A 25,070-nucleotide genomic window follows, 5' to 3' on the forward strand; every position below is an offset into this window, starting at 1 on the left:
TCACCGGAGATCCAGCTTCTCCAGGAACTCACCGGGCTCACGAGCCACCCCGAAGTGGTCGCCGGTCGCGAATTCCGCACCGGCGTCATGCCACCACGCGGCCAGTTCGGCGCTGTCGATCCCCTCCACGGCGACCGCCACGCCCCGCTCCCGCAGCAACGGCAGCAGCGCGGCGACGTACTCGGACCGGCTCTCCACCAGTCCGCGCGCCACCCGCACGGCGCGCAGCGGCACGTCGGCGGCGAGCAGGCCGAAGTCCAGCGGCCCCATGCCGAAGTCGTCGATCGCCGTCAGAACGCCCATGCGCGCCAGCACCGCGACGTTGTCCGCGGCGTCGGCCCCGGCCAGCACCGCGCCGGGCACACTGATCATCAGCTTCTCGCCGGGCATCCCGACCTGGTCGAGCGCCTCCACCACCCGTGAGACCAGGTCCGCGTCGGACGCCTGGTGCGCGGTGAGCCGCACGGCCAGCGGCTTGTCGAACTGCCCGCGCTGCCGCCACCACGTCGACTGTCCGACGGCGACCTGCATCAGCCACCCGCCGAGCGGCAGGATCAGCCCGGTCTGCTCGGCGAGCTCAGCGCATCGGTCGTGGCCCAGCACGCCGGATCCCGGCCTGTCCCAGCTCAACTCCGCTTCGACGCCGACGGCCGAACCGTCCGTCAGCCGGACGATCGGCTGGTACCGCACGGTGATCTCGCCGTTCTCCCACGCGGCCGGCATCTCCAGGGCCAGCGCGTCGTCGCGGCGTTCTTCGGCGTCCTGACCGGCGTGGAACAGCTCCCACTGCCCGCGCCTGCCCTTCTTGGCCCTGCGCAACGACCGTTCCGCCGCGCGCAGCACGTCGAGCGGTTCCACGTCGCCGCCCGGCCGGTGCACGACGCCCGCGCTGACCGACGCCGACACCCCGTGGCCTTCCACGAAGGTCGGTTCGAGCGCCAGGTCGTCGTTGATGCTCCTCATGATCGCGTCGATGCCCGGCGTGGTCGCGGTGTTCTCCACGAGGATGCCGAACTCGTCGCCGCCGAACCTGGCGATCATGACCTTCTCGCCCGCCAGCAACGTCTGCAGCCGTTGCGCCACGTGCTGCAGGAACCGTTCGACGACCCGGCCGCCCAAGGTGTCGCGCAGCATGCCGAACGCGTCGAGGTCGATGTGGAAGACCGTGATGCCGTGCTCGGGATCGCTCTTGCGCAGCGCGATCTCCAGCTGGGTGGTGAAGAACTGGCGGTTCGGCAGACCGGTCAGCGCGTCGTGCAGCGACTGCCGCTTGAGCTCGTTCTGCAGCAGCGCCAGTTCGGTGCCGTCCTCGACCACCACGACGAAGTGCACCGGCTCGTCGTCGGCACCGCGCAGCAGCGACGCCGTCAGCGTGACCCGCGCGGACTCGCCGTCCTTGCGCAGCAACCGTTGCGACTGCCGGACGCGGTCGACGGAACCGGCGCCGAGGTCGGTCATCGCCTCCCGCAGCATCTCGGTGAAGGCCGGTTCGATCAGGTCGAGCAGCGGCACGCCGGTGAGCTCGTCGGAGGTGTGCCCGAGGATCTGGCCGATGGCCGCGTTCACCTTCAGCAGGCGCCCGTCGAGGTCGACGATCAGCACGCCGTTGGTGGACGACGTGACCACCTCGTTGAACCGGGCCTCGCTCTCCTTGAGGTTCCAGTTCGCGTCGCGGACCGCCTTGAGCAACGAGCGCTGCATGCTCTCCTGCTGCGCGAGCACCGACTCGGCGTTGGCCGCGGTGAAGCCGGCGCCGAGCGCGCCCATCGCGAGCGCGATCCGTTCCGCGTAGCGCTGCACCGGCTGGAACTCCGGCAGCGCCAGCAGCCCCTTGCCGAGCACCTCGCTCGTGCAGCGCAGCCCGAACTTCCCGAGGTGACCGAGCGTCGCCAGATCAGCGCCGGCAGCCTCGATCGGGGTAGTGACGAACGGTTCTTCGTGCAGCATCGCGCACAACGCGTCCAGGCGGATGTGCAGTTCCTCGTCCAGGTCTTCGCGCCCCAGCGGAATCGCCACCGCACTGAGCAGGCGATACGACCATTTCCGGGCAAGCGTCATCCGCGCCCGCGCATTGTCCTGCGGCGAGGGCGTTACATCAGATATTCGACCCGGGTTGGACATTCGAGGACAGCCTCGCAATGACTCAGAAGGTCCCGGCAGTTTACCCACGCACAGTCGGTCACACCTCAACCGGCCGTGTGAATCAACTTCACACCATCGATAATCGTTATGGCTTCCGGCCGATGCCCGCGAACGCGATCCTGTTCACCGCCGGATCGTCCGAGATGTCACCCGGACCGGCAGGTCGCCATTCGGCGTACTTGACCAGTCCTGGCTCGACCAGTTCGAAATCGCCGAAGAACGACTCGATCTGGTCGCGGTCGCGATAGGTGACGTCGCCGCCGCCCGACTTGCTCATCCGGTCGGTCACGGCCCTGGCCTCGTCGTTGACGTGGTCGCCCGCCATGTGCGAGATCGCGAGGAAGCTCCCGCTGGGCAGGGCCTCCCGGTAGCGCTTGAGCAGGCTCTGCGGGTCCGCCTCGTCCGGCACCCAGTGCACCATGAACAGCATCAGCAGACCGACCGGCTGGTCGAGGTCGAGCAACCGGTTCAGCTCACCGCTGTTCAGGATGCTCTCCGGATCGCGCATGTCCGCCTGCAGCACGCCGACCCGGTCGTTGCCCGCGACGATCAGCTCGCCGTGCGCGACCGCGACGGGATCGCGGTCCACGTACAGGACGCGGCACTCTGGCGCCTCCTCCTGCGCGACCTCGTGCACGTTGGCCACCGTCGGGATGCCAGAGCCGATGTCCAGGAACTGCCGCACGCCCTGATCGGTCATGAAGCGCACGGCACGGCGCAGGAAGGCCCGGTTGAGCCTGGCCGCACTGCGGGAGTGCGGCATCATCTGCTCGGCCTTGTCCCCCATGACGCGGTCGACCGCGAAGTTGTGCGCGCCCCCGAGCAGGTAGTCGTAGACCCGCGCCGCGCTGGGCACGGAAACATCCACGCTCTGTGGAATCCAGTTCTGCTCGCTGGACACGCTGACCACCTCTTCAGGTTGCGGACGCACTAGCTTAGTCATGCACAAAGCGCACTCGACTACGCCGCAAGTGTGAACGGACGCCACCCGATCGGGCACTGTCACTCTGCCCCGAACGACTCATAGGGTGGCCCGATCTCTTTCCCCCGCGAGGAGCGATGATGTCCGTCCCGGTGGCACCCGGCAGGCTGCCATTTCTCGGGCACTCGTTGCCTATGCTCAGGAAAAGATTCGCATTCACCAGGAATCTGCGAGGTCAGGGTGAACTCGTCGAAGTCCACTTAGGGCCGATGCGGACCTATTTCGTCGCCAGCCCGGAGTTGACGCATCAGGTGCTGGTCACCGACGCACCGAAGTTCCACAAAGGCCGGATGTACGACAAGTTCCGCGCGTTCGTCGGCAACGGGCTGGCGGTGTCGAGCGGGTCCTTCCACCTGCGTCAGCGCCGGATGATGCAGCCGGCGTTCCACCGCGACCGGATCGCGGGCTACGCGAAGATCATGTCCCGCGCGGCACTCGACCTGCTGGAGAGCTGGCGGCCCGGCGAGGTGCGGCAACTGGAAGCCGACATGCAGGGCCTCGCCGTCACGATCGTCGGCGAGTCGCTGTTCTCCACCGAGATCGGCCGCAAGGCGATCGACGAGGCCCGCCGGTCGGTCTTCGTGATCATCAAGAACGGCATCCTGCGCGCGCTCTCACCGGGGTTCGTCGAGAAGCTGCCCATCCCGGCCAACCGCGAGTTCGACGAGGCCATCGCCCGGATGCGCGCGATCGTGCACGAGGTCATCGAGAGCCGGCGCGACGGCAGTGATTCCAGCACCGACCACCAGGACCTGCTGACGATGTTGCTGGCCGCCAGGGACCCCGAGACCGGCGAACCGATGACCGACGAGCAGGTCTTCGACGAGGTCGTCACGCTGCTGACCGCGGGCATCGAGACCACCGCGCTGGCACTGGCCTGGATCTTCCACGAGATCGCCGCCAACCCCGAGGTCGAACAGCGGGTGCAGACGGAGATCGACGACGTGCTGGCCGGACGTCAGGTGACGATCGACGACGTGCCGAAGCTGACGTACATCGGTCAGGTGGCGCACGAGGTTCTGCGCAAGTACCCGCTCTGGCTCATCATGCGCCGCACGGCCGAGGAGGTCGAACTCGGCGGCGCCGTCCTGGCGCCGGGCACCGAGGTGATCCTCAGCCCGTACACGATGCACCACGACCCGGAGCACTTCCCGGACCCCGAGCGCTTCGACCCGGACCGCTGGACGCCCGAGCGCGCCGCGTTGCTGCCGAAGGGCGCGTACGTCCCGTTCGGCGGCGGCGTCCACCAGTGCATCGGAAACCACTTCGCGCTGACCGAGATCGCCATCGTCGTGGCGACGGTCTGCTCGCGCTACCGGCTGGTCCCCGACCGGCCCGTGCGCACCAAGTTCACCAACGCGGCCTACCCCAACGACCTGATGATGAAGGTCGTCCCCCGCTAGCTGGAGGTTGTTCCCCCATGCGTTTCCGTCGGCTCTGTGCCGCCGTGCTGCTCGCCGCGTTCATACCGGTACCCACGCCGGCGAACGCTGCGCAGACAACTTGCGAGGACGTGTACACGCCCGTTCAGTTCGGGCTCATCCGGCAGACGATGTACGGCAGGCTGTGCGTTCCGCAGGGAGCCACGACCGTCCAGGTGCTCGTGCCCGGCGGCACGTACACCGGCGGGTACTGGGACATCCCGGTGAACGGCGAGACCCGTTCGGTCACGCGGGCGATGAACGGCGCGGGCGTCGCGACCATGGTCGTGGACCGGATCGGCTCCGGTAAGAGCACCAAGCCGCTCAGCATCCTCGTCGACGTCCCGAACCAGGCCGAGGCGGTGCACCAGGTCATCCAGAACCTGCGTCCGCGGTTCACCAAGGTGCTCGTGGGCGGGCATTCGATCGGCTCGGCCATCGCGATGGCGGAGGCGGGCAGGTACCGCGACGTCGACGGCGTCCTGATCACCGGCATGACGCACCAGTGGGACTACATCAGGGCCGTGCCCGCGCTGACCAACCTGATCCCCGCGCCGCTCGACTCGAAGCTGAGCCTGCGCGGCCTCGACGTCGGCTACCTGACCACGGTGCCGGGCAGCCGCTACACCATGTTCCACGCGCCGGGCCCGAACGTGCCCGCGGTGGTGGACCTCGACGAGGCCACGAAGGACGTCGTCTCGGCCGGTGAGTTCGTCACCACCGCTCTGATGTCCAACCTCGTGCTGCCCGTGAGCGCCCTCATCGACGTGCCGGTGATGACCGTCCAGACCTCGGCCGACTACTTCTGCGGCACCCCGCCGCTCGGTGCCGACTGCTCGTCGTCGGACGCCCTGGTCAGGTCCGAGAAGCCGTTCTACCCCAAGGCACCGCGAGTGGACGGCTTCGTCGTCAACGGGTACGGGCACGTCTTCAACTTCGACACCGAGACCGCCGCGCGCTACCACGACGCCGTGGTCGCGTGGCAGCGCACGATCTAGTGGCGCGTCTCGGAACGTTGCCGGGGGAATTCGCGGTCAGACGGGTGCATCGTGGTGCCCTGCTGAGCGTGGATTACCTCGCCGACGTTCCGAGACGCGCCACTAGACCAGCTTCTGCAGGAACTCTCCCGCGTCGAGCGGGGAACCGACGTGGGCGCCGATCGCGAGGTCGGCGCCCATTTCCGTCCACCACTTCGCTTGTTCGGCGGTCTCGATGCCGTCGACGCAGATTTTCGCGCCGAGTTCATGCACGGCAGGAATCAGTGCGGCGGAACGAGGATCCTGGCGTCGCACCAGGTCTTGTGGCACGAGCACGGACACCACGGGCAGTTCCGAGAGCCAGGCCAGGTCACGCGGACCGAGGCCGAAGTCGTCGAGCGCGACCCGCACTCCCATGTCCGCCAGCGTGCTCAGGCTGTCCGCCGCGTCGGCCACGCCCAGCACGCCGACCGGCATGCTCAGGGTCAGCCTTCCGCGCGGCATCCCGGTCTCCTCCAGCACCTTCGCGACCCGTGACACCAGGTCCGCGTCGGTCGACTGGTGGTGCGTGAGCCGCACGCCGAACTGCTGGTCGAGCTCGCCGCGCTGGCGCCACCACTGCGCCTGGCCGGCCGCGATCCTGATCAGCCACTCGCCCATCGGCAGGATGAGCCCGCTGTCGTCCGCGAGCGCGGCGCAGCGCTCGGACAGATCCCAGTGCAGCAACGCCTCGACGCCGGCCAGGCCGCCGGTCGCCAGCTCGCGCACGGGCCGGTAGACCACGCCGATGTCGCCCTGCTCCCAGGCTCCCGGCATCACCACGGCCAGTGCGGCGTCGCGCCGTCCGTCCGCGTCCTCGCTGGTGTGGAACAACTCCCACTGCCCGCGGCGGTCGCGCTTGGCCTGCCGCAACGCCAGGTCGGCCGTGCGCAGCAGTTCCACCGGGTCTACGTCGGGCAACGGCCGGTGCACCACGCCCGCGCTCACCGACACCGCCAGGCCATGACCGTCCACATAGGTCGGTTCGCCCAGGTCGGCGTTGATGGCCGCCATCGTGGTCGCGATGTCCGGCGTCAGAGCGGTGTTCTCCACGACGATCCCGAACTCGTCGCCGTCGAACCGCGCGATCATGGCCTGCTCGTGCGACAGCACGGCCCGCAACCTGCGCGCGACGTGCTGGAGCAGGTGTTCGCCGACCCGTGCGCCGAGGCTGTTGCAGACCAGGCCGAACGCGTCGAGGTCGAGGTGCAGGATCGTCACGCCGAACTCGGGATCGGCCCTGCGCAGCACGGTTTCCAGGTGGGTGGTGAAGAACTGCCGGTTCGGCAGTCCGGTCAGCACGTCGTGCAGCGACTGGCGGCGCAGTTCTCCCTGCAGCAGCGCCAGTTCCGTGTCGTCGTCCGCCATCACCAGGACATGACTGGGCTTGCCCTCGTCGTCCCGCAGCAGCGACGCCGTGAGCGTCACCTTGGCGAACTCGCCGTCACCGCGCACGAGGTGCATCGGTTCCCGCTCGAACTCGTCGCGTTCGGACAGTACCCGTTCCATCATCTCGCGGAACACGATGATCGACGTCGGCGCGATGAGCTCGACGAGCCGGGTGCCCGGCTCCGGCGGACGTCCGATGATCACCGCGATCGAGTCGTTGCCCCACGCGAGGCGCCCGTCGAGGCCGACGATCAGGACGCCGTTGGTGGACGAGGACGCGATGCCCTCGAACTTCGCCTCGCTCTGGCGCTGATCCCGTTGCGCGTCATGGGCGGCCTTGAGCAGCGAGCGCTGCATGCTCTCCTGCTGGTCCAGGATCGAGCGCGCCCGCGCCGCGGTGAAGCCGCACGTCAGCGCACCGATGCCGCCGACGACGCGGACGGTGTGCTGGTCGCTCGCGGCGAACTCCGGAAGCGCCAGCAAGCCTTTGCCTAGAACGTCGACGGTGCGCTTGAGGCCGGGCTCGTTCACGTACCCGAGAGCGACGAGCCGTTCGCCGACCTCCTCGAACGGAGCAGGGTCGAACGGTTCGCCGTGCAGTGCCGCGCACAATGCGTCGAGCTGGGCGCCCAGTTCGGCGTCCAGCTCATCCCTGCTCAGCGCGACTACGACAACACTGCTGACCAGGTAGCTCCACTTGCGCGACAAGGCTTCTCGCGCTCGGACGGCGGCGGTGTCCGTGGGTGGAGCGGCATCGGGTCTTCGGCTTGGATTCGTCATTCCCGTTGCCCTGTATGGGTTGGAGAGTGTCCGGCAGTTTACCCACCGGCAGTCGACGCCCATTGCGCCAACCGTGTGATCCTCCGACACTACAGCGTGGTTTCAGTCCTTACGACCGACCCCAGCGTACAAGAACATGTTCATCGACGCCTCGTCGGCGAAATCCCCAGGCCCGAACGGACGCCACTCCCCGCAGCCGACCAAACCGGGCTCCACCAGGGAAAACCCTTCGAACAACGCGCTGACCTGCGCGTGCGTGCGCATGTGCATCTGGTCGGCGCTCTTGCTGCTGTTCACCACCGCGGCGGCCTGGTCGACGTTGTCGTCGATCTGATCCTTCGCCACGTGCGTCAGCGCCAGGAAGCTGCCCGCGGGCAGCGCGTCGCGGTAATGGGCGACGAGCTTCTCCGGACCGTCCTCGTCGGGCACCCAGTGCATCATGAGCAGCATCAACAGCCCGACCGGTTCGTCGCGGCGCAGCAACCGCCTCACCTCGGGACTCGACAGCACGGCCTCCGGGTCGCGCATGTCGGCGTGCACCACGGCCGCGTTCCTGTTGTCAGCCAACATCAATTCGCTGTGCGCGACGGCGATGGGGTCCTTGTCGACGTAGACGACGCGCGCGGCCGGGTCGCGTTCCTGCGCGACCTCGTGCACGTTCGCGACGGTCGGGATGCCGGAACCGATGTCGAGGAACTGGCGAATCCCCTGGTCCATCATGAAGTTCACGGCACGGCCGAGGAATCTTCGGTTGACCCTGGCGACGTGGCGCAGCCCCGGGACCAGGGTCTCGATCTGGGAACCGACCTGCCGGTCGGCGGCGAAGTTGTGGGCACCGCCGAGGATGTAGTCGTAGACGCGGGCCATGCTCGGGACGTTCGTGTCGATGCCGAGCGGTACCCAGTTCTGGGTTTCTGCCACGGTGAACACCTCTTCGGTCTTTCGTGGCGGATCGGGGATGACGCACGAGCTTAGTCACCCGAGCGGCGTGCGCACTGAACCATCAGAGTGATGGGGAACCACCCGTTCAGGCACTGTCGTCTTCCCCCAAACGGCTCCTAGGGTGGTCCGTCCCCATTCGGCCCAACTCCTCAGGAGTCCGAATGCCCGTCCCGGTGGCCCCTCGCCGCTGGCCGTTGCTCGGGCACACCCCGTCCATGCTCGCCCACCGCGCCAAGTTCACCGACGCGTTGCACGAACACGGCGACGTGGTGCGTCTCGATCTCGGCCCACTGCACGCGCACTTCGTCACGAGTCCTTCGCTGACTCACGAAGTGCTTGTGTCGCAAGGATCGAAGTTCCGCAAGGGCGCCATGTTCGACAAGTTCCAGCCGTATCTCGGGACGGGCCTGCTGCTGTCGAACGGCGAGTACCACCTGCGCCAGCGCCGGATGATGCAGCCGGCCTTCCATCGGGAACGGATTGAAGCGTATGCCTCGACGATGGCTCGTGCTGCTGCTTCGCTGGCTGCGCGCTGGCAACCAGGCGAGATCCGCACCATCGAGAACGACATGCAGGAGCTCGCGGTCACCATCGTCGGTGAGACGCTCTTCTCGACGGAGATCGGCAAACGCGCGGTCGCGGAGGTCCGCCGGTCCATCTTCACGGTCATCCAGCAAGGCATGATCCGCGCGCTGTCCCCCACGTTCGTCGAGAAACTCCCGCTTCCGGGCAACAGGGAGTTCGACGAGGCCATCGCCCGCATGAAAGCCGTTGTGCTGCAGGTGATCGAGAGCTGGCGCGCGGACGGCACCGACAACGGCGACGTCCTCTCCATGCTGCTGCTCGCCGAAGAGGACGGCACCCGCATGACCGACCAGCAGACCTACGACGAGGTCCTGACCCTGCTGACCGCGGGCATCGAGACCACCGCGATCGCCCTGGCCTGGGCTCTGTACGAGGTCGGCAACGACCAGGAGATCGAACGCAGGCTGCACGAGGAGGTCGACGCGGTCGTGGGCGACCGCCCGGTGACGTTCGCCGACGTCCACTCTCTGCGGTACACGGCCCAGATCGTGCAGGAAACGCTGCGGAAGTACCCGATCTGGTTCGTGATGCGCCGAACGCTGACCGACGTCCAACTCGGCGACGTGTCGTTACCCGCGGGTGCCGAGGTGATCGTCAGCCCGCACGCGCTGCACCACGACGAGCGCTACTTCCCTTCACCGGAACGCTTCTGGCCCGACCGCTGGACTCCGGAGTTCGCCGCCGCCCTCCCGCGCGGCGCGTTCATCCCGTTCGGCGGCGGCAACCGCCAGTGCCTCGGCAACACCTTCGCCCAGACCGAGATCGTCATCACCCTCGCGACCATCGCGGCACGCTGGCGACTGGTCCCGACCCGTCCGGCGCGCGTGAAGTTCACGTCCGCGCCGTACCCGAACGGCCTGCTCATGAAAGCCGTCCCCCGCAACTAGCCGGAAGGTAGTTCTCCCATGCGTTTCCGCAGGCTCACCGCCGCGGCTCTGCTCGCCACCGCAACCCTGTTAGCCCCGCTCCAGGCCAACGCCGCCACGTCCTGCCAGGACGTCGCCTATCCCGTGCGAATCGGCCTCACCCCACTGGTGACCTCGCAGGAGACCATGGCGGGCAGGCTCTGCGTCCCGGCGGGCGCCACCACGGTGCAGGTCCTGATCCCGGGCGGCACGTACGACAGGACCTACTGGGACGTCGGCTACGAACCGTCGACCCACTCGTTCACGCAGTCCCAGAACAACGCGGGCTTCGCCACCCTCGCCCTGGACCGCATCGGCACCGGCAGGAGCTCCAAGCCCCTCAGCACCTTCGTGACGGCCACGACCCAGGCAAGCGCCGTCCACCAGGTCATCACCACCCTGAAACCCCGCTTCACCAAGGTGATCGTCGCCGGCCACTCCATCGGCTCCGCGATGGCGATGATCGAAGCGGGCACGAACCGCGACGTGGACGGCGTCCTGGTCACCGGCTTCACGCACAAGATGAACTACATAACCGTCGTCCCGGTACTGACCAACATGATCCCGGCGGGCCTGGACCTCGGCTACCTCACCACGATGCCGGACACCCGCTACAACTCGTTCCACAAACCGGGCCCACTGATCCCGGGCTCGATCTTGTACGACGAGGCCACCAAGGACGTCTTCGCCGTAACCGAGGCCGTGGACACCATCCTGCTCAACACGGTCATCATCCCGATCTCGCGCAACATCGACGTCCCGGTCCTCATCGTCGTAGGCAACGACACCCACTTCTGCAGCTCAGGACTTCCCCTGATGGGCAGCGACTGCTCCTCCCCAGCCGCGCTGAAGGCGGACGAGGCCCCGTTCTTCCCAGCGGTCCCCCGCCTGGACACCTACGTCCTCAACGGCTACGGCCACTCCATCAACTACGCCCCGAACGCCCCGGACTACCACGCCGCCGTCGCCAGCTGGGCCGAGGGCATCTAGCTAGAATCACCGCATGGACGAAGAGATCCACGAGCGAGTCCGCGAGTTCATCAAGGCGATCCCACGCGGACGAGTCGCCACGTACGGCGACATCTCAGATCTCGCGAAGGCACCGTCGCCACGGCTGGTAGGCCGAATCCTCAACGAGGACGGCCACGACCTGCCGTGGCAACGCGTGCTCAAGGCCGACGGCACCTGCGCCCCGCACCTCCGCGACACGCAACTCCAAATGCTGCACGAGGAGGGCGTTCCGAACCTCGACGGCAAGGTGAACCTGCGGGAGTACCGCTGGGAGGACGCCCGCAAGGAGGAGCCCGAGGTGCCGGGCCTCTGGTAGCGCCGCTGCAAGGCACGGCCTACGGACCACCCTCGAAGGTGACGGCCCGCACGCAAAGCCCCCTCCGCTGGAACGCGACGAGCCAACGCAAGCCGACCCGCACGGCCGATGCCCGCCAACGCAAAACGACCCGCGCGGTGCCACCCGACGCCCGCCAACGCACGGCGACCACTTACGAAGGTCCGGCGCGCGGTGCCACCCGGAAGCCAGCGACGCAAGGCAACCACGGACGAAGCCTGGCGTGGCGATGCGAAGCGAGCCGTCTGAACCTCTACCGCCTGGGTTGCGGTTCGGGCCCCTCAAGGCGATTGGGGCTTTACCTTGAGTGGGCGGGATGCTCCCCTCACGGGCACGGCCGGGCGCTTTTCAGCCCGGCCTTTTCCGGCCGTCCAGCATCCCGCCAGAGGCTCAAGGTCAAGCCCCAATCGCAACCCCGCTCAGTTCCGTCACGCCCCGCAGAACCACCCTCGCAAGGCGACCACCCGCACGGAACGCAACCAACCCCGCTGGAACAGGAACGGCCCGCACCCAGCCCGCACCCGCCCAGCGAAACTCAATCCCTGTCAAACCGCCCAATGGAACAGTTCCATTGAGGCCGTTCCCCACCAACCCTCATGCTGTTCGCAGCAGAACCGCCCGAGCCTCGTAGTACTTGCGCAACAAAGCATCGACCACAAGAGGATGCGCCCCGACCGGTTCGGAGACCACATCCGCACCGCACTCGGCGAGCGACCCGTGGAATGCCCCAGGTGCCAGGAGCCACGAGGCAACGGCCACGCGGCGCCCCCGCAGCCCGGCGACGACGTCGGGCACGCGGGGCGTCGCGGTCGCCACATATCCCACCGCAGCCGCCCCGATCAACGCGGCTGCGGCACGCACGGTCGCCAGCGCCCGCGCATCAGACGATCCCGCCGCGGCGAGCACTACTGCATCGCCGCGGCGGACACCTGCCTCCCGCAACCGATCGCGCACAGCCGGCACCGCGTCCAGCCCCAACGGCGACGTCAGCACCACCCCGGGCCGCCGCCCGATCTGCGCGGGAATGTCCACACGAACGTGATACCCGGCAGCCAGGAACACCGGCACCACAACACAGGGACCGTCCACAACGGACCGAACGTCGGGCTGCACCACGTCCGCGAACGCGACCTCCACAGGAACGTCCACAGAAGGACGAACCAAGGCGGCGATCTCCGAACACACCGCAATCCCACGCGGATCACGCGTCCCATGAAACGCCAGCACAAGTTTCACGCGGGCTCCATCGCAAGCCGGTAACCACGCTTCACCACAGTGCACACCATCTGCGGAGACCCCAAAGCGGTCCGCAACCGCCCGATCGCGGTCTCCACAGCATGCTCCTCACCGCCAGAAGGCAGAGCAGCCAACAGATCCTGGCGCGAGACCACCCGCCCACGAGCGGCGACCAAGGTCCGCAGCACCGCCATCGGCGCAGGAGCGACAGGCCGCAACTCACCGTCGATCACCACGGCCTGAGCCCGCATCTCCATGTCCATGGAAGCGATCCGCAGCCGCAACGCCCGCGAAGGCAACTCCAGAGCCAGCTCCCTGACCATCGACCCGATCCGGGACCGAGCAGGCTGCACGACAGGAATTCCGGCAGCCACCAACGGCCCAGCGGTGATCGCACCAACGCCGACCACGAGAACATCCCGGCGCAGGCAGGAAACCAAAGCACCGTAGTCGGGAGCCGTCCGCAGAACAGAAGAAGCCGCAGGCGCCGACGTGAACGTCAAGGCATCCACCTGCCCCGCCATCACAGCCTCGATCAACCGCTGCAACGGACCGATATCAGCCGGAGGCTCCCACCGATAAACAGGAATCTCGACTACTTCGGCCCCAGCAGCAGCCAAGGTGTTCACAAAGTCCGGCAGCGGCTCACCGTGCAACTGAACGGCGACGCGCTTACCGGACACGCCCATCCGCAACAGGTACTGCAACAGCTCCGCGTTCGACTCGGAAGAGGGCGACCAGGCCTCGACCAGCCCGGCCGCCCGAACCGCCCCCTTGGCCTTGGGACCGCGCGGCAACACCACCGCGCCTTCCAGCGCACGGTGCAGACGCCCCGCCAGTCCCCACCCCTCGGCGGCCTCGAACCACCCGCGGAACCCGATCGCCGTGGTGGCGACAACGACGTCGACAGGCGACGACACCAGTTCCAGCGTCGCCGCGTGCAGGGTCGCGTCATCGGGCAGAGGCACGATCCGCAAGGCAGGCCCGTGCAACACCGAAGCACCCTTGCGCTCCAGCATCGCGATGAGCTCATCGGCACGGCGAGCCGCCGTGACGCCGATGGTGAAGCCCGCCAACGGCCCCGTCATGTCAGCTCCACGACGCCGTCGCGCACTCGCACTTCATGCACGGCAACGGAAACGGAAGGCTGGTCCAGGCACTTGCCGGTCGCCAGTTCGAACGCCTGCTTGTAGACCGGTGACACCACGACGGGAACGCCACCGCGGTCGCCCACGATGCCCCGTGACAACACCGCGGCCCCGCTGAACGGGTCGATGTTGTCCAACGCGTGCACGGAGCCGTCAGCGGTCAGGAACACCGCCACCTGAGAGCCGTCCGGCAGCAACGCCGCGACACCCTGTTCCGGACGCAACACACCAAAGTCACAGACGATCACCTGACGACCTCCGGGATGCCGAGTTGAACGGGGACGCGCTGACCACGCTCGGAACGGAACTCGATCGTGGGATCGGGAGTGCCGGGCGCGTTGACGAACGACGTGAAGCGAGCGAGCTTCTCCGGGTCCTCGAGCACCCCGCGCCACTCGTCGGCGTAGTCGGAGACGTGTTCCGCCATCGCCGCCTCCAGCTCCTCGCAGATGCCGAGCTTGTCGTCGACGACGACCTCGCGCAGGTGGTCGAGCCCGCCGTCGAGCCCCTCCAGCCACACCGAGGTGCGCTGCAGCCGGTCCGCCGTGCGGATGTAGAACATCAGGAACCGGTCGATGATCCGAATCAGCTCCGCTGTGTCCACATCGGACACCAGCAGGTCCGCGTGCCGGGGCGTGAAGCCACCGTTGCCGCCGACGTAGAGGTTCCAGCCGTTCTCGGTGGCGATCACACCGAAGTCCTTGCTGCGGGCTTCTGCACACTCGCGGGCGCACCCGGAGACGGCCGACTTGAGCTTGTGCGGCGACCGGAGGCCCCGGTAGCGCAGCTCCAATTCGATGGCGAGCCCGACCGAGTCCTGCACGCCGTAACGGCACCAGGTCGTGCCGACGCAGGACTTCACCGTGCGCAACGCCTTGCCGTACGCGTGCCCTGACTCGAAGCCCGCGTCCACCAACCGGCGCCAGATCAACGGCAGCTGGTCGACGGTCGCGCCGAACAGGTCGATGCGCTGGCCGCCGGTGATCTTCGTGTAGAGCCCGTAGTCGCGCGCCACCTCGCCGATGACGATCAGCTTCTCCGGCGTGATCTCGCCGCCGGGGATGCGCGGCACCACCGAGTACGTGCCGTTGCGCTGCAGGTTCGCCAGGAACCTGTCATTGGTGTCCTGCAACGAGACCTGAGCCTCGCCGAGGATGTGCCCGTTGTTCAGCGACGCCAGGATCGACGCCACCGCCGGCTTGCAGATGTCGCAGCCGCGGCCGCTGCCGTGCTTCGCGACCAGGTCGCTGAAGGTGGTGATCCGGGTGGCGCGGACGATCTCGAACAGCTCCGCCCGCGAGTGCGTGAAGTGCTCGCACAGCGCTTTGGACTGCTCGACACCGCAGTCGGTCAGCAGCTTCTTGAGCATCGGCACGCACGAGCCACAACCCGTGCCCGCCTTGGTGCACGCCTTGAGCTCCGCGACATCACAGGCGACACCGGACTGGATCGCGTCGGTGATCGTCTGTTTGGTCACCGCGTGACACGAGCAAACCTGTGCGTCCGCGGGCATCTCGACGTCGACGGCCCCGCCCGGCTGCAACAGTGCCGCCGGAACTTCCTTGCCCACCAACGGACGCAACGACAGGTACGACGAGGCGTCACCCACGAGCACGCCGCCGAGCAACGTGCGAGCGTCGTCCGACACCACGAGCTTGCTGTAGGTGCCGGCGACCGCGTTGTTGACCACGACTTCCAGCGCGCCCTCGGTCTGGGCGTGCGCGTCGCCGAACGACGCCACGTCCACCCCGAGCAGCTTCAGCTTCGTCGACATGTCCGCACCGGGGAACACCCTGGAGCCGCCGCCGAGCTGGTCCGCGACGGCCTCCGCCATCGCGTAACCGGGAGCCACGAGCCCGTACGTCACACCGTCGACCGCAGCGCACTCGCCGATCGCGAACACCCGCGGATCGGCGGTCCGGCAGGCGGCGTCGACCAGGTAGCCGCCGCGCGGCCCCAGCTCCAGCCCCAGCTCCAGATCGGTGCGCGGCCGGATGCCCGCGCTGAACACCACGACGTCGAGGTCCAGCTCGACACCGTTGGCCAGCTTGGCGATCAACCGCGTGCCGTCGCGTTCGATCGAGGAGGCCGAAGTACCGGTGTGCACGGTCAGATCGAGCTTCTCGACCAGCCGCTTCAGCAGCCCGGCACCGCCCTCGTCGACCTGGATCGGCATCAGCCGCGGCGCCATCTCCACGACGTGCGGCGAGACTCCCATGCCGCGCAACGCGTTGGCCGCTTCGAGCCCGAGCAGGCCACCGCCGAGCACCATGCCGGAGTGCCGTCCAGGCCGGTCGGCGGCCTCGATCGTCGCCCGGATGTCGTCCAGGTCGTCCACCGTCCGGTACACGTGGCAACCGGGCAGGTCGCGGCCCGGAACGGGTGGCACGAACGGCACCGAACCGGTGGCCAGCACCAACGCGTCGTACGTGACCTCGACGCCGGACGCACCGACCACGACACGACGTTCCCGGTCGACGGACACGACCTTCTCACCGAGCCGGATCTCGCAGCCGCTCAGCGGCGTGAGCTCCAGATCGGCGAAGTTCCAGCTGTCCACATAGGACGACAACGCCACCCGGTCATAGGCGGGGCGGGTCTCCTCACCGAAGACCACGATCCGCCACGAAGAGTCACGGAGGATCTCAACGAGCCGGTGGCCGACCATGCCGTTGCCGATCACGACCAGGGTCTGGGTCATCGGGCATCCCTCCTTCGCCCGGTATGCTCACCGGGCGGCGTGTCATCCCAAGGTCCGCAACATTTCGCGGTTGTTAAAGGAAACTCTCTTCGCAGTTCAGCGCGGTGTGCGTCACACGCCGGCGTAGGCGAGCGAAGGACGCTCCGCGAACACGTTGCGCCGCAGGTAGAACCACCAGGTGGTGCCGACGCAGAGCCCGTAGAAGACCAGGAACGCGGTCAGCGCGGGCGTCAGGCTCTTCGAGGCCCCTTCGAGCGAGAACTTGAAGACGAGGTTCACCAGCACACCACCGGCCGCGCCGATCGCACCCGCGATGCCGACGACGGCGGCCGCCTGGCGCTTCGCGGACTTGTCGTCGTCGGACTGGGTGCGGAAGATCGCCGGGATCATCCGGTACGTCGAGCCGTTGCCCACTCCGGCCAGCACGAACAGCGCGATGAACGAACCGAAGAACAGCGCGAAGTTCCGCAGGTCGACGCTGAGGATCACGCCGACCGTGCCCAACCCGAGCCCGACGAACGTGCCCAGCGTCACCTTCGCACCACCGATCCGGTCCGCGAGCCAGCCACCGAGCGGCCGGGCCACCGAGCCGATCAGCGCGCCGAGGAACGCGAGCGCCACCCAGCCCTTGTAGTCCACGAAACTGATCTTGATCAGCGACGGGAACGCGAACGAGAACCCGATGAACGACCCGAAGGTGCCGATGTAGAGGAACGACATCACCCAGGTGTGCGGGTTCGACAGAGCGAGCCTGTACGACTGCCCGTCCGGCTTGGCCTGGGTGAGGCTGTCCATGAAGAACCACGCGCAGGCCGTGGCCACCACGATGAACGGCATCCAGATCAGCGCCGCGTAGGCGAGGTGGATCCCGGTACCGATGGTGATCACGATCGGCACGACGAGCTGCGTGACCGCGACACCGAGGTTGCCGCCGGCCGCGTTCAGGCCGAGCGCCAGGCCCTTCTTGCCCTCGGGGTAGAAGAACGAGATGTTCGCCATCGACGACGAGAAGTTACCGCCACCGAGGCCCATCGCGGCCGAGGTGAGCAGGAAGAACCAGTAGGGCGTGCCCGGCGTCGCCACGGCGTAGGCCAGCATCGTGCACGGGATCAGCAGCAACCCTGCGCTGATCGTCGTCCACATCCGGCCACCGAAGCGCGGCACCGCGAACGTGTACGGCACCCGCAGCGCGGCACCGACCAGGTTCGGCACGATCAGCAGCCAGAACTGCTGGCCGACGCTGAAGGCGAAGCCGACGGAGCCGAGGCTCACGACGACGATGCTCATCAGCACCCAGACGCTGAAACCGAGGTTCTCCGCGAGAACGGAGAACGCGAGGTTCTTGCGGGCGATCCGCTTGCCCCTGCTCTCCCAGAACTCGGGCTTCTCCGGCTCCCAGTGGTCGATCCAGCTCATTGAAGTCCTCCGCGGGGTCGGCGTTGCCGGGAAACCTAGGAAACGCGCATTACCAGGGCGCTCTGGCCGATGACGGCGGCGGCAACTCCACCGCACATCACGCCGAGGCGGGCTGTGAGGCCCCGAGCCAGTCGATCAGTCCGCACACCGCGTCCTTGCAGCCACCGCACCCGGTCGTCGCGCGAGTGGCCTCCGCGAGCTGCGGCAACGACTCCGCGCCCGCCCGCCAGGCCGACACGATCTGTCCTTTGGAGACGGTGTTGCACCGGCAGATCACGGCGCTGGACGGCAGGTCGGCGGGCGATGCGGCCTCGGCGGGCAGCGCCCGGCCCAGCAACAACGCCAGGCGGTCGGTCGGCGCGGGAATGCCCCGGTCGTAGAGCTGGGTGATCGTGGCGGCCGCGTCCGGCGCGCCGAGCACGATCGCGCCCGCCACCCGGTCGTCGCGCAGCACGAGCTTCGCGTACCGGCCGCGCGAGGGTTCCTGGAAGCACAGGACTTCCGAGTCAGGGCAGTCGACGTCGGTGTGCACGTCGCCCAGCGCCGCCAGGTCGACGTCCCGTGCCTTCAACCGGGTCACGACGGAGGTCCCCCGGTAGCGGGCGGCCGGGTTCGCGCCGGTCAGCCGGTCCGCGAGCACGGCTGCCTGGTCCCACGCGGGCTGCACCAGCCCCGACACCGTGCCGGGATGCTGGGCGCAGTCCCCGATCGCGTGGATGCGCGGGTCGCTGGTGCGCAACGCGTCGTCCACGACGATGCCGCGGTCGACGGTCAGTCCCGCCTTCACCGCCAGCGACGTCTCGGCGCGCACACCCGCGGACACCACGACGAGTTCGGCGGGAACGTGCGTGCCGTCGTCGAGGATCAGGCCGTCGCCGGGCAGGTACTTGGCGGCCATGGCGTTCAGCCGGAACTCGATGCCGAGCTTGCCGAGCGTGCGGGCGAGAACGCTGCCGGCGCCGGGGTCGAGCTGGCGTTCCATCAGGTGGCCGACGGGGTGCACGACGGTGACGAGGCAACCGCGTCCGGCCAGGCCACGCGCGGCCTCGATGCCGAGCAGGCCGCCGCCCAGCACCGCGACGGGTGTGCCCTTGCAGGCCTTGGCCTCGATCTCGGCGCAGTCGTCGAGGGTGCGGAAGGCGACCACACCGGGGGCGAGCTTGCCGTCCTCCACAAGACCTTCGGCGGGCGGCACCCAGGGGACGCTGCCGGTGGCGAGAACCAGTGAGTCGTAGGGAATTCCGTCGATCGTCCGGCCGGCGCGGTCGATCTCACGGACCTGGGTCCCCAGCCGCAGGTCGATGTCGTGGTCCGCGGCCCACCTGTCGTCGTGCAGCCGCGTCGACTGCGGCGTCATCGAGCCCGCCACGACGGTCGACAGCAGCACTCGGTTGTACGCGGCGTGCGGCTCCGCGCCGATCACGGTGATCGAGATTTCGGGGTCCCGACGGCGCAACTCGTCCGCCAGCCGCGCCCCTGCCATGCCGTACCCGACGATCACTACTCGCCTCATTGGAACTCCAATCGGCAGATAACACTGTCTGCTAGCCGAGAAGTACTCGACATCCGCTCCGCCAGGGCACGTTGTACAGCCACCCTGAAATCTGCCGAATGTGAAGGTTTGAGAAAATGTGAACGATGGCCACAACCCTGGTGAGGCGGGCGTTCAAGTACCGCTTCCATCCCACCGATGTGCAGGCAGCGGAGCTGCTGCGCACGTTCGGGTGTGTGCGCCTGGTCTACAACAAGGCACTTGAAGTCCGCGCCACGGCTTGGAGCCGTGACCAAAGGCGGATCTCCTACAACGACACTTCGGCCATGCTCACCGCGTGGAAGTCGACCAGTGACCTGACGTTCCTCAACGAGGTGTCCAGCGTCCCGCTGCAGCAGGCTCTGCGCCACCTGCAGGCCGCGTTCGGACACTTCTTCGACCGGCGCGCAAAGCATCCGCGATTCAAGTCGCGCAAGAAGTCTCGCGCATCGGCCGAATACACGCGGTCCGCGTTTCGCTGGCGCGAAGACACGCTCACGCTGGCCAAGATGACCGAGCCGCTCTCCATCGTGTGGTCCCGCCCATTGCCGGAAGGCTCTCAGCCGTCCACGGTCACCGTGTCCATGGACCGCGCTGGACGGTGGTTCGTGTCGATTCTGGTGGAAGACACTGTGGATCACCACGCACCTACGACCGCTGTGGTGGGTATTGATGTAGGTGTGACGGCACTGGTGACGCTCTCCACCGGAGAAAAGATCTCCAATCCGCAGCATGAAAACAGGGACAGGCTCCGGTTGACTCGTGCGCAGCGAGCTCTTTCGCGCAAGCAGACCGGATCGGCGAACCGGGAGAAGGCGCGACTCAAGGTTGCGCGCGTACACGCCAGAATCTGCGACCGCCGGCAGGATTTCCTGCACAAGCTCACCACTCGACTCGTTCGTGAGAACCAAACGATCGTATTCGAGGACCTGCACGTGTCCGGCATGCGACGGAACCGCCGACTGGCACGTGCGATCTCCGACGCCTCCTGGTCGCGACTCCGCCAGATGCTCGAATACAAAGCCGCGTGGTACGGCCGTCAGGCGATCGCAGTCGACAGGTGGTTGCCGTCGAGCAAAATGTGCTCCAACTGCGGGGCGACAACTGATGCCTTGCCGCTGCGCGTGCGGGAGTGGACATGCCAATGCGGTGTGACCCACGACAGAGACGTGAACGCGGCGAAGAACATTCTGGCCGCCGGGCTGGCGGCTACAGCCTGTGGAGACGGTGTGAGACCGACCCGGCGTTAGCTGGCGAGGCAACTGTCGCAACCTCCCTTCCAATGGGTGAAGAAGCAGGAAAGTCAGGGTGTGAGCCCGACACCTCCAAGTGGAGGCGAAGTCAAGCCGGCTCCAATCGCACAGCGCAGACCTTGAACTCGGGCATCCGGCTCGTGGGATCGAGCGCGGGGTTGGTGAGCAGGTTCGCCCGGCCGTCACCGGGAAAGTGGAACGGCAGGAACACCGCGTCGGCGCGCATGCTCGGCACGCACCGGACGACCGCCGTCACCGTTCCCCGCCGGGACACGACGTGCGCGGACTCGCCGGAGGCAAGCCCCGCCCGCGATGCCGTGTCGGGGTGCACCTCCACGTACATCTCGGGAACGGCCGCGAGCAGCTCGCCGATCCGCCGCGTCTGCGCACCCGACTGGTAGTGCTGCAGCACCCGTCCGGTGGTGGCCTGCAACGGGAATTCCTCGTCCGGCGGCTCGGCGGGGCCGCGGTGGTCGACGGGGATGAACCGCGCCAGGCCGTCGGGATGCGCGAACTCGTCCAGGAAGAGCCTGGGCGTGCCGGGATGATCCACCGACGGCACCGGCCAGTGCAGCTGCTCGGACTCCAGCCGCTCGTAGGTGATGCCGGAGTAGTCGGACAGACCGCCGGCGGACGCCCGCCGCAGCTCCTCGAAGACCTCGACCGGCTCGACGGGGAACTTCGAACCGACGCCGAGCCGCAATGCCAGTCCGTGCAACAACTCCAGGTCGCTGCGCACACCGGGAGGTGCGTCGAGTGCCTTGCGGCGCCTGATGATCCGGCCTTCGAGGTTGGTCATCGTGCCGTCTTCCTCGGCCCACTGCGTCACCGGGAACACGACGTCGGCCATCGCCGCGGTCTCCGACATCACGAAGTCCGCCACCACCAACAGGTCCAGCGCCTTGAAGCGGTCGACGACACCGGACGCCCGCGGCGCCGACACCACCGGGTTGCTGCCGAACACCAGCATCGCCTTGATGTCCTCGGCGACCAGCAGCTCGTAAGCGCTGCGCCCGGGACCGGGCAGCCACGACACGTCCCAGACGTCCATGACGTGCTGCCGCGCAACGGGATCGTCGATCTTGCGGTAGCCGGGCAGCTGGTCGGCCTTCTGGCCGTGCTCGCGGCCACCCTGGCCGTTGCCCTGCCCGGTCAGGCAGCCGTAACCGGAACCGGCCCGGCCGGGAAGTCCCAGCGCCAGCGCCAGGTTGATCCACGCCGAGACGTTGTCGGTGCCGGTCGCGTGCTGCTCGGTGCCGCGCCCGGTCAGCACGTACGACCGCCCGGCCAGCATGTGCACGGCGGCGCGCTGGTCGGCGGCGGACACGCCGGTGACACGTTCGACGCGCTCGGGCCACCACCCCGCCGCCACCCGCCACGCCTCGTCGAAACCCGAGGTCCTGGAGGTGATGTACTCCTTGTCGATCACGCCCTCGATGACCGCTGTGTGCAGCAATCCCAGTGCCAGCGCCAGGTCCGTGCCCGGCGCGGGCTGCAGGTGCAGCGTCGCGCGCTCGGCGGTCGGGGTGCGGCGAGGGTCGATGACGATCAGCCGCGCGCCCTCCAGGTGCCGCAGGAACGGCGGCATGGTCTCGGCCGGGTTCGAGCCCGCCAGCAGCACCGTGTCGGCGCCGCGCAGGTCGGTCAGCGGGAACGGCAGCCCGCGGTCCAGCCCGAACGCCTTGTTGCCCGCGGCGGCGGCCGAGGACATGCAGAACCGGCCGTTGTAGTCGATCTGCGAGGTCTTCAACGCGACGCGCGCGAACTTGCCGAGCGCGTACGCCTTCTCGTTCGTCAGCCCGCCGCCGCCGAACACGGCGACCTCGTCGGGTTCGTAGGAGGTGATCCGCGCCGCGACGAAGTCCAGCGCCTCGTCCCAGGACACCGGCTGACCGTGCAGAAGAGGTGTGGTGAGCCGGCCGGGATGGCGCAGCAGTTCCCCCGCCGTCCAGCCCTTCTGGCACAGCCCACCGGGACCAGGGGCCACCTGGCCGTCGATGACGCTCATGGAGCACTGCAGCGCGCAGTAGGGGCAATGGGTCACGCCGCTGACGCTAAGAAGCCCGCGTTAACCCGATGCTCCGCAATGTTTCGTCGGTGGAAAATGGCCCGCTCAGAGCAGTGCCGTCACCTGGTGAGCAGCTCGTTCCAAGCCCGCAAAGGACTGTGGCGTTGACAACGGGTGCAGCGCGTGCACGGCCAGCCGGAACAGCATCGCGCGCACGAGCGCCTGCTCCCACTCGGCCTGATGGCTCCACCGGTGGAACAGGCCGGAGTCCGCGCCACCCCACGCGACGGCGTCCACGGCGATCACGGCGGCGGCCCACTCGGCGGGACGCCAGTAGGCGGTGAAGTCGATGACGGCCGGCGGCGCGTTGCCCGCGAACAGCACGTTGCCGAACAGGTCGCCGTGCACGACCTGCGGCTTGAGGTTGAGCGGCTTCTGCGTGTCCTTGAGCAGGTCGAACAGCCTGCCGCCGAGGTCGGCGTCGAGCGGCACGTCCTCCTCGCCCCACGCCTTGCGGTCGGCGACGGCGAACACGTCGGTGCGCGCGTCGAGGAAACGGGGTTTGGGCAGCTCGGCCGTGGCCTGGTGCAGGCGCTGGGCGACGGCGATGACCTCGTCGTGGCGCGCCTCGGCCCGGCCGGCCAGGAACTTCGTGGCGGACCAGCCACCGACGACGTATCTGCCGTCCGTGGAACGCAGGGGTCTGCCGATGCGCAGGTGGTGGACGTCCAGGCCGTCGAGGGTCTTGGCGATCCAGGTGGCCTCGGCGGGTCTGGGCGCCGGCCTGATCGTGGCGTCGCCGCACCGCCAGGCGGGGCCGCCGTCGATCAGCTCTGGCTCGGCGTCACGTGCCCCGAACGCCGCACGCACGTGCGCTGGGGGCGGTTCGGGGGACCGGGTCACGGTCGGGCACGCTACCTGGCTAGACCGTCCGGGTGGTGGACCCTGACACGCCGTGATTCATGCCACCACCCGAACAGCCCAGAGTTGGAGCGACTGCAAGTACTACCGGCTAGGCCGTTGGCAGTACTTGCAGTCGCCGTCACGCGATCAGTAGGTCGGCAGGCTGGGGTCGACCTCGCGGGCCCACGCCAGCACACCGCCGCCGACGTGCACGGCGTCGGAGAAGCCCGCCTTGTGCAGCGCCGCGAGCGCCTCCGCCGAACGAGCACCGGACTTGCAGTGCAGCACCAGCGGCTTGTCCTGCGGCAGCTCGGAGAACGCCTCCCCGGACAGGATCCTGTCCTTCGGGATCAGCACGGAGCCCGGGATCTTCACGATCTCGTACTCGTGCGGCTCGCGGACGTCCACCAGCAGGAAGTCCTCACCGGACTCCTGCTTGTGCTTGAGCTCCAGGGGCGTGATCGTGTTGCCCGCGGCCGCCTGCTGCGCATCCGTGGACACGACACCGCAGAACGCCTCGTAGTCGATCAGCTCGGTGATCTTCGGCGACTCCGGGTCCTTGCGGATCTTGATGGTCCGGTAGGACATCTCCAGTGCGTCGTAGACCATCAGGCGGCCCAGCAGCGGGTCGCCGATGCCCGTGAGCAGCTTGATCGCCTCGGTCACCATGATCGAGCCGATCGACGCGCACAGCACGCCCAGCACGCCGCCCTCGGCGCACGACGGGACCATGCCGGGAGGCGGCGGCTCCGGGTAGAGGTCGCGGTAGTTGAGGCCCTGGCCGTCCGGGGCGTCCTCCCAGAAGACGCTGACCTGGCCCTCGAACCGGAAGATCGAACCCCACACGTACGGCTTGCCCAGCAGCACCGCGGCGTCGTTCACCAGGTACCTGGTGGCGAAGTTGTCGGTGCCGTCGAGGATCAGGTCGTAGTCGCGGAAGATCTCCAGCGCGTTCTCGGAGTTGAGGTGCGTCTGGTGCAGGATCACCTTGACGAACGGGTTGATCTCGGCGACCGAGTCGCGGGCCGACTCCGCCTTGGGGCGGCCGACGTCGGACTGGCCGTGGATCACCTGGCGTTGCAGGTTCGACTCGTCCACGACGTCGAAGTCGACGACGCCGAGCGTGCCGACCCCGGCCGCGGCCAGGTACAGCAGTGCCGGGCTACCAAGGCCGCCCGCGCCGACGACGAGCACCTTCGCGTTCTTCAGCCGCTTCTGCCCGTCCACCCCGACGTCCGGGATGATCAAGTGGCGGCTGTAGCGCGCGACTTCTTCCTTGGTCAGCTCCGCGGCTGGCTCAACGAGCGGCGGAAGCGCCATGCTGGTCCTCCTCGACGAATGTCTCCGTGTCCGAGACAACGTCTACC

The 25,070-nt window shown here is 68.0% G+C and carries 19 protein-coding genes; 6 read left to right on the plus strand and 13 right to left on the minus strand.

Going from position 1 to position 25,070, the window contains the following annotated elements; all coding sequences use genetic code 11:
* Nucleotides 1-2,016, minus strand: a complete 2,016-nt coding sequence (locus ACIRG5_RS28875; RefSeq protein WP_402910163.1) for a putative bifunctional diguanylate cyclase/phosphodiesterase — start codon at nucleotides 2,014-2,016, stop codon at nucleotides 1-3.
* 211 nt (nucleotides 2,017-2,227) lie between these two features.
* Entirely contained in the window at nucleotides 2,228-3,043 is an 816-nt protein-coding gene (locus ACIRG5_RS28880; protein WP_402910166.1) for an SAM-dependent methyltransferase, read from the minus strand.
* A 161-nt stretch (nucleotides 3,044-3,204) separates the two neighbouring features.
* On the opposite strand from ACIRG5_RS28880, the gene ACIRG5_RS28885 reads away from it, so the two are divergent.
* Together ACIRG5_RS28885 and ACIRG5_RS28890 are read left to right on the plus strand one after the other, a co-directional pair.
* A complete protein-coding gene (locus ACIRG5_RS28885; protein WP_402910169.1) occupies nucleotides 3,205-4,527 on the plus strand; it encodes a cytochrome P450 in 1,323 nt (440 codons plus the stop codon).
* A 110-nt stretch (nucleotides 4,528-4,637) separates the two neighbouring features.
* Complete coding sequence (locus tag ACIRG5_RS28890) at nucleotides 4,638-5,543, plus strand: alpha/beta hydrolase (protein WP_402910172.1); 906 nt, start codon at nucleotides 4,638-4,640, stop codon at nucleotides 5,541-5,543.
* 102 nt (nucleotides 5,544-5,645) lie between these two features.
* On the opposite strand, the gene ACIRG5_RS28895 is transcribed toward ACIRG5_RS28890, so the two are convergent.
* Together ACIRG5_RS28895 and ACIRG5_RS28900 are read right to left on the minus strand one after the other, a co-directional pair.
* Nucleotides 5,646-7,658, minus strand: a complete 2,013-nt coding sequence (locus tag ACIRG5_RS28895) for a putative bifunctional diguanylate cyclase/phosphodiesterase (RefSeq protein WP_402910174.1) — start codon at nucleotides 7,656-7,658, stop codon at nucleotides 5,646-5,648.
* Nucleotides 7,659-7,832: 174 nt separating this feature from the next.
* Nucleotides 7,833-8,651: an SAM-dependent methyltransferase gene (locus ACIRG5_RS28900; protein WP_402910177.1), complete on the minus strand. Its 819-nt coding sequence runs from the start codon at nucleotides 8,649-8,651 to the stop codon at nucleotides 7,833-7,835.
* A gap of 182 nt (nucleotides 8,652-8,833) precedes the next feature.
* Between ACIRG5_RS28900 and ACIRG5_RS28905 the strand changes: the two genes are divergently transcribed.
* The 3 genes from ACIRG5_RS28905 to ACIRG5_RS28915 are packed head-to-tail and all read left to right on the plus strand — an operon-like array spanning nucleotide 8,834 to nucleotide 11,489.
* Nucleotides 8,834-10,144: a cytochrome P450 gene (locus ACIRG5_RS28905; protein ID WP_402910179.1), complete on the plus strand. Its 1,311-nt coding sequence runs from the start codon at nucleotides 8,834-8,836 to the stop codon at nucleotides 10,142-10,144.
* 18 nt (nucleotides 10,145-10,162) lie between these two features.
* Nucleotides 10,163-11,152, plus strand: coding sequence for an alpha/beta hydrolase (locus tag ACIRG5_RS28910; RefSeq protein ID WP_402910181.1), 990 nt, complete (start codon nucleotides 10,163-10,165; stop codon nucleotides 11,150-11,152).
* Between the two features lie 13 nt (nucleotides 11,153-11,165).
* Entirely contained in the window at nucleotides 11,166-11,489 is a 324-nt protein-coding gene (locus ACIRG5_RS28915; RefSeq protein WP_330270886.1) for an MGMT family protein, read from the plus strand.
* A 612-nt stretch (nucleotides 11,490-12,101) separates the two neighbouring features.
* Here ACIRG5_RS28915 and ACIRG5_RS28920 read toward each other — a convergent pair.
* The 6 genes from ACIRG5_RS28920 to ACIRG5_RS28945 all read right to left on the minus strand — a co-directional run bounded on the left by ACIRG5_RS28920 (nucleotide 12,102) and on the right by ACIRG5_RS28945 (nucleotide 19,521).
* Nucleotides 12,102-12,788 carry a sirohydrochlorin chelatase gene (locus ACIRG5_RS28920; protein WP_402910186.1) on the minus strand — a complete coding sequence of 229 codons (687 nt, stop codon included), beginning with the start codon at nucleotides 12,786-12,788 and terminating at the stop codon, nucleotides 12,102-12,104.
* Nucleotides 12,740-13,831: a uroporphyrinogen-III synthase gene (locus ACIRG5_RS28925; RefSeq protein ID WP_402910189.1), complete on the minus strand. Its 1,092-nt coding sequence runs from the start codon at nucleotides 13,829-13,831 to the stop codon at nucleotides 12,740-12,742. Before ACIRG5_RS28925 ends, ACIRG5_RS28920 begins: the two co-directional genes overlap by 49 nt.
* Nucleotides 13,828-14,139 (minus strand): nitrite reductase small subunit NirD, encoded by a 312-nt coding sequence (gene nirD / locus ACIRG5_RS28930; RefSeq protein WP_319980150.1) that lies wholly within the window; start codon nucleotides 14,137-14,139, stop codon nucleotides 13,828-13,830. Before nirD ends, ACIRG5_RS28925 begins: the two co-directional genes overlap by 4 nt.
* The gene (gene nirB, locus ACIRG5_RS28935) at nucleotides 14,136-16,592 is read right to left on the minus strand and encodes a nitrite reductase large subunit NirB (protein ID WP_402910191.1); all 2,457 of its coding nucleotides are present in this window, start codon (nucleotides 16,590-16,592) and stop codon (nucleotides 14,136-14,138) included. Before nirB ends, nirD begins: the two co-directional genes overlap by 4 nt.
* Before the next feature lie 111 nt (nucleotides 16,593-16,703).
* The gene (locus ACIRG5_RS28940) at nucleotides 16,704-18,008 is read right to left on the minus strand and encodes an MFS transporter (protein ID WP_402910194.1); all 1,305 of its coding nucleotides are present in this window, start codon (nucleotides 18,006-18,008) and stop codon (nucleotides 16,704-16,706) included.
* 97 nt (nucleotides 18,009-18,105) lie between these two features.
* Nucleotides 18,106-19,521 (minus strand): FAD-dependent oxidoreductase, encoded by a 1,416-nt coding sequence (locus ACIRG5_RS28945; protein ID WP_402910197.1) that lies wholly within the window; start codon nucleotides 19,519-19,521, stop codon nucleotides 18,106-18,108.
* A 125-nt stretch (nucleotides 19,522-19,646) separates the two neighbouring features.
* On the opposite strand from ACIRG5_RS28945, the gene ACIRG5_RS28950 reads away from it, so the two are divergent.
* Nucleotides 19,647-20,789: an RNA-guided endonuclease InsQ/TnpB family protein gene (locus tag ACIRG5_RS28950; RefSeq protein ID WP_402910199.1), complete on the plus strand. Its 1,143-nt coding sequence runs from the start codon at nucleotides 19,647-19,649 to the stop codon at nucleotides 20,787-20,789.
* A gap of 91 nt (nucleotides 20,790-20,880) precedes the next feature.
* Here the strand turns inward: ACIRG5_RS28950 and ACIRG5_RS28955 are convergent, their stop codons facing one another.
* From ACIRG5_RS28955 to moeZ, 3 genes are all read right to left on the minus strand, one after another.
* Nucleotides 20,881-22,800 carry a molybdopterin oxidoreductase family protein gene (locus ACIRG5_RS28955; protein WP_402910845.1) on the minus strand — a complete coding sequence of 640 codons (1,920 nt, stop codon included), beginning with the start codon at nucleotides 22,798-22,800 and terminating at the stop codon, nucleotides 20,881-20,883.
* A 105-nt stretch (nucleotides 22,801-22,905) separates the two neighbouring features.
* On the minus strand, nucleotides 22,906-23,703 hold the full coding sequence (locus tag ACIRG5_RS28960; RefSeq protein ID WP_402910202.1) for a TIGR02569 family protein: 798 nt from the start codon (nucleotides 23,701-23,703) through the stop codon (nucleotides 22,906-22,908).
* Nucleotides 23,704-23,850: 147 nt separating this feature from the next.
* The gene (moeZ, locus tag ACIRG5_RS28965) at nucleotides 23,851-25,023 is read right to left on the minus strand and encodes an adenylyltransferase/sulfurtransferase MoeZ (RefSeq protein ID WP_402910204.1); all 1,173 of its coding nucleotides are present in this window, start codon (nucleotides 25,021-25,023) and stop codon (nucleotides 23,851-23,853) included.
* Nucleotides 25,024-25,070: the final 47 nt, after the last annotated feature.

The sequence above is a fragment of the Lentzea sp. NPDC102401 genome (assembly GCF_044765805.1).
GTDB lineage: Bacteria > Actinomycetota > Actinomycetes > Mycobacteriales > Pseudonocardiaceae > Lentzea > Lentzea sokolovensis.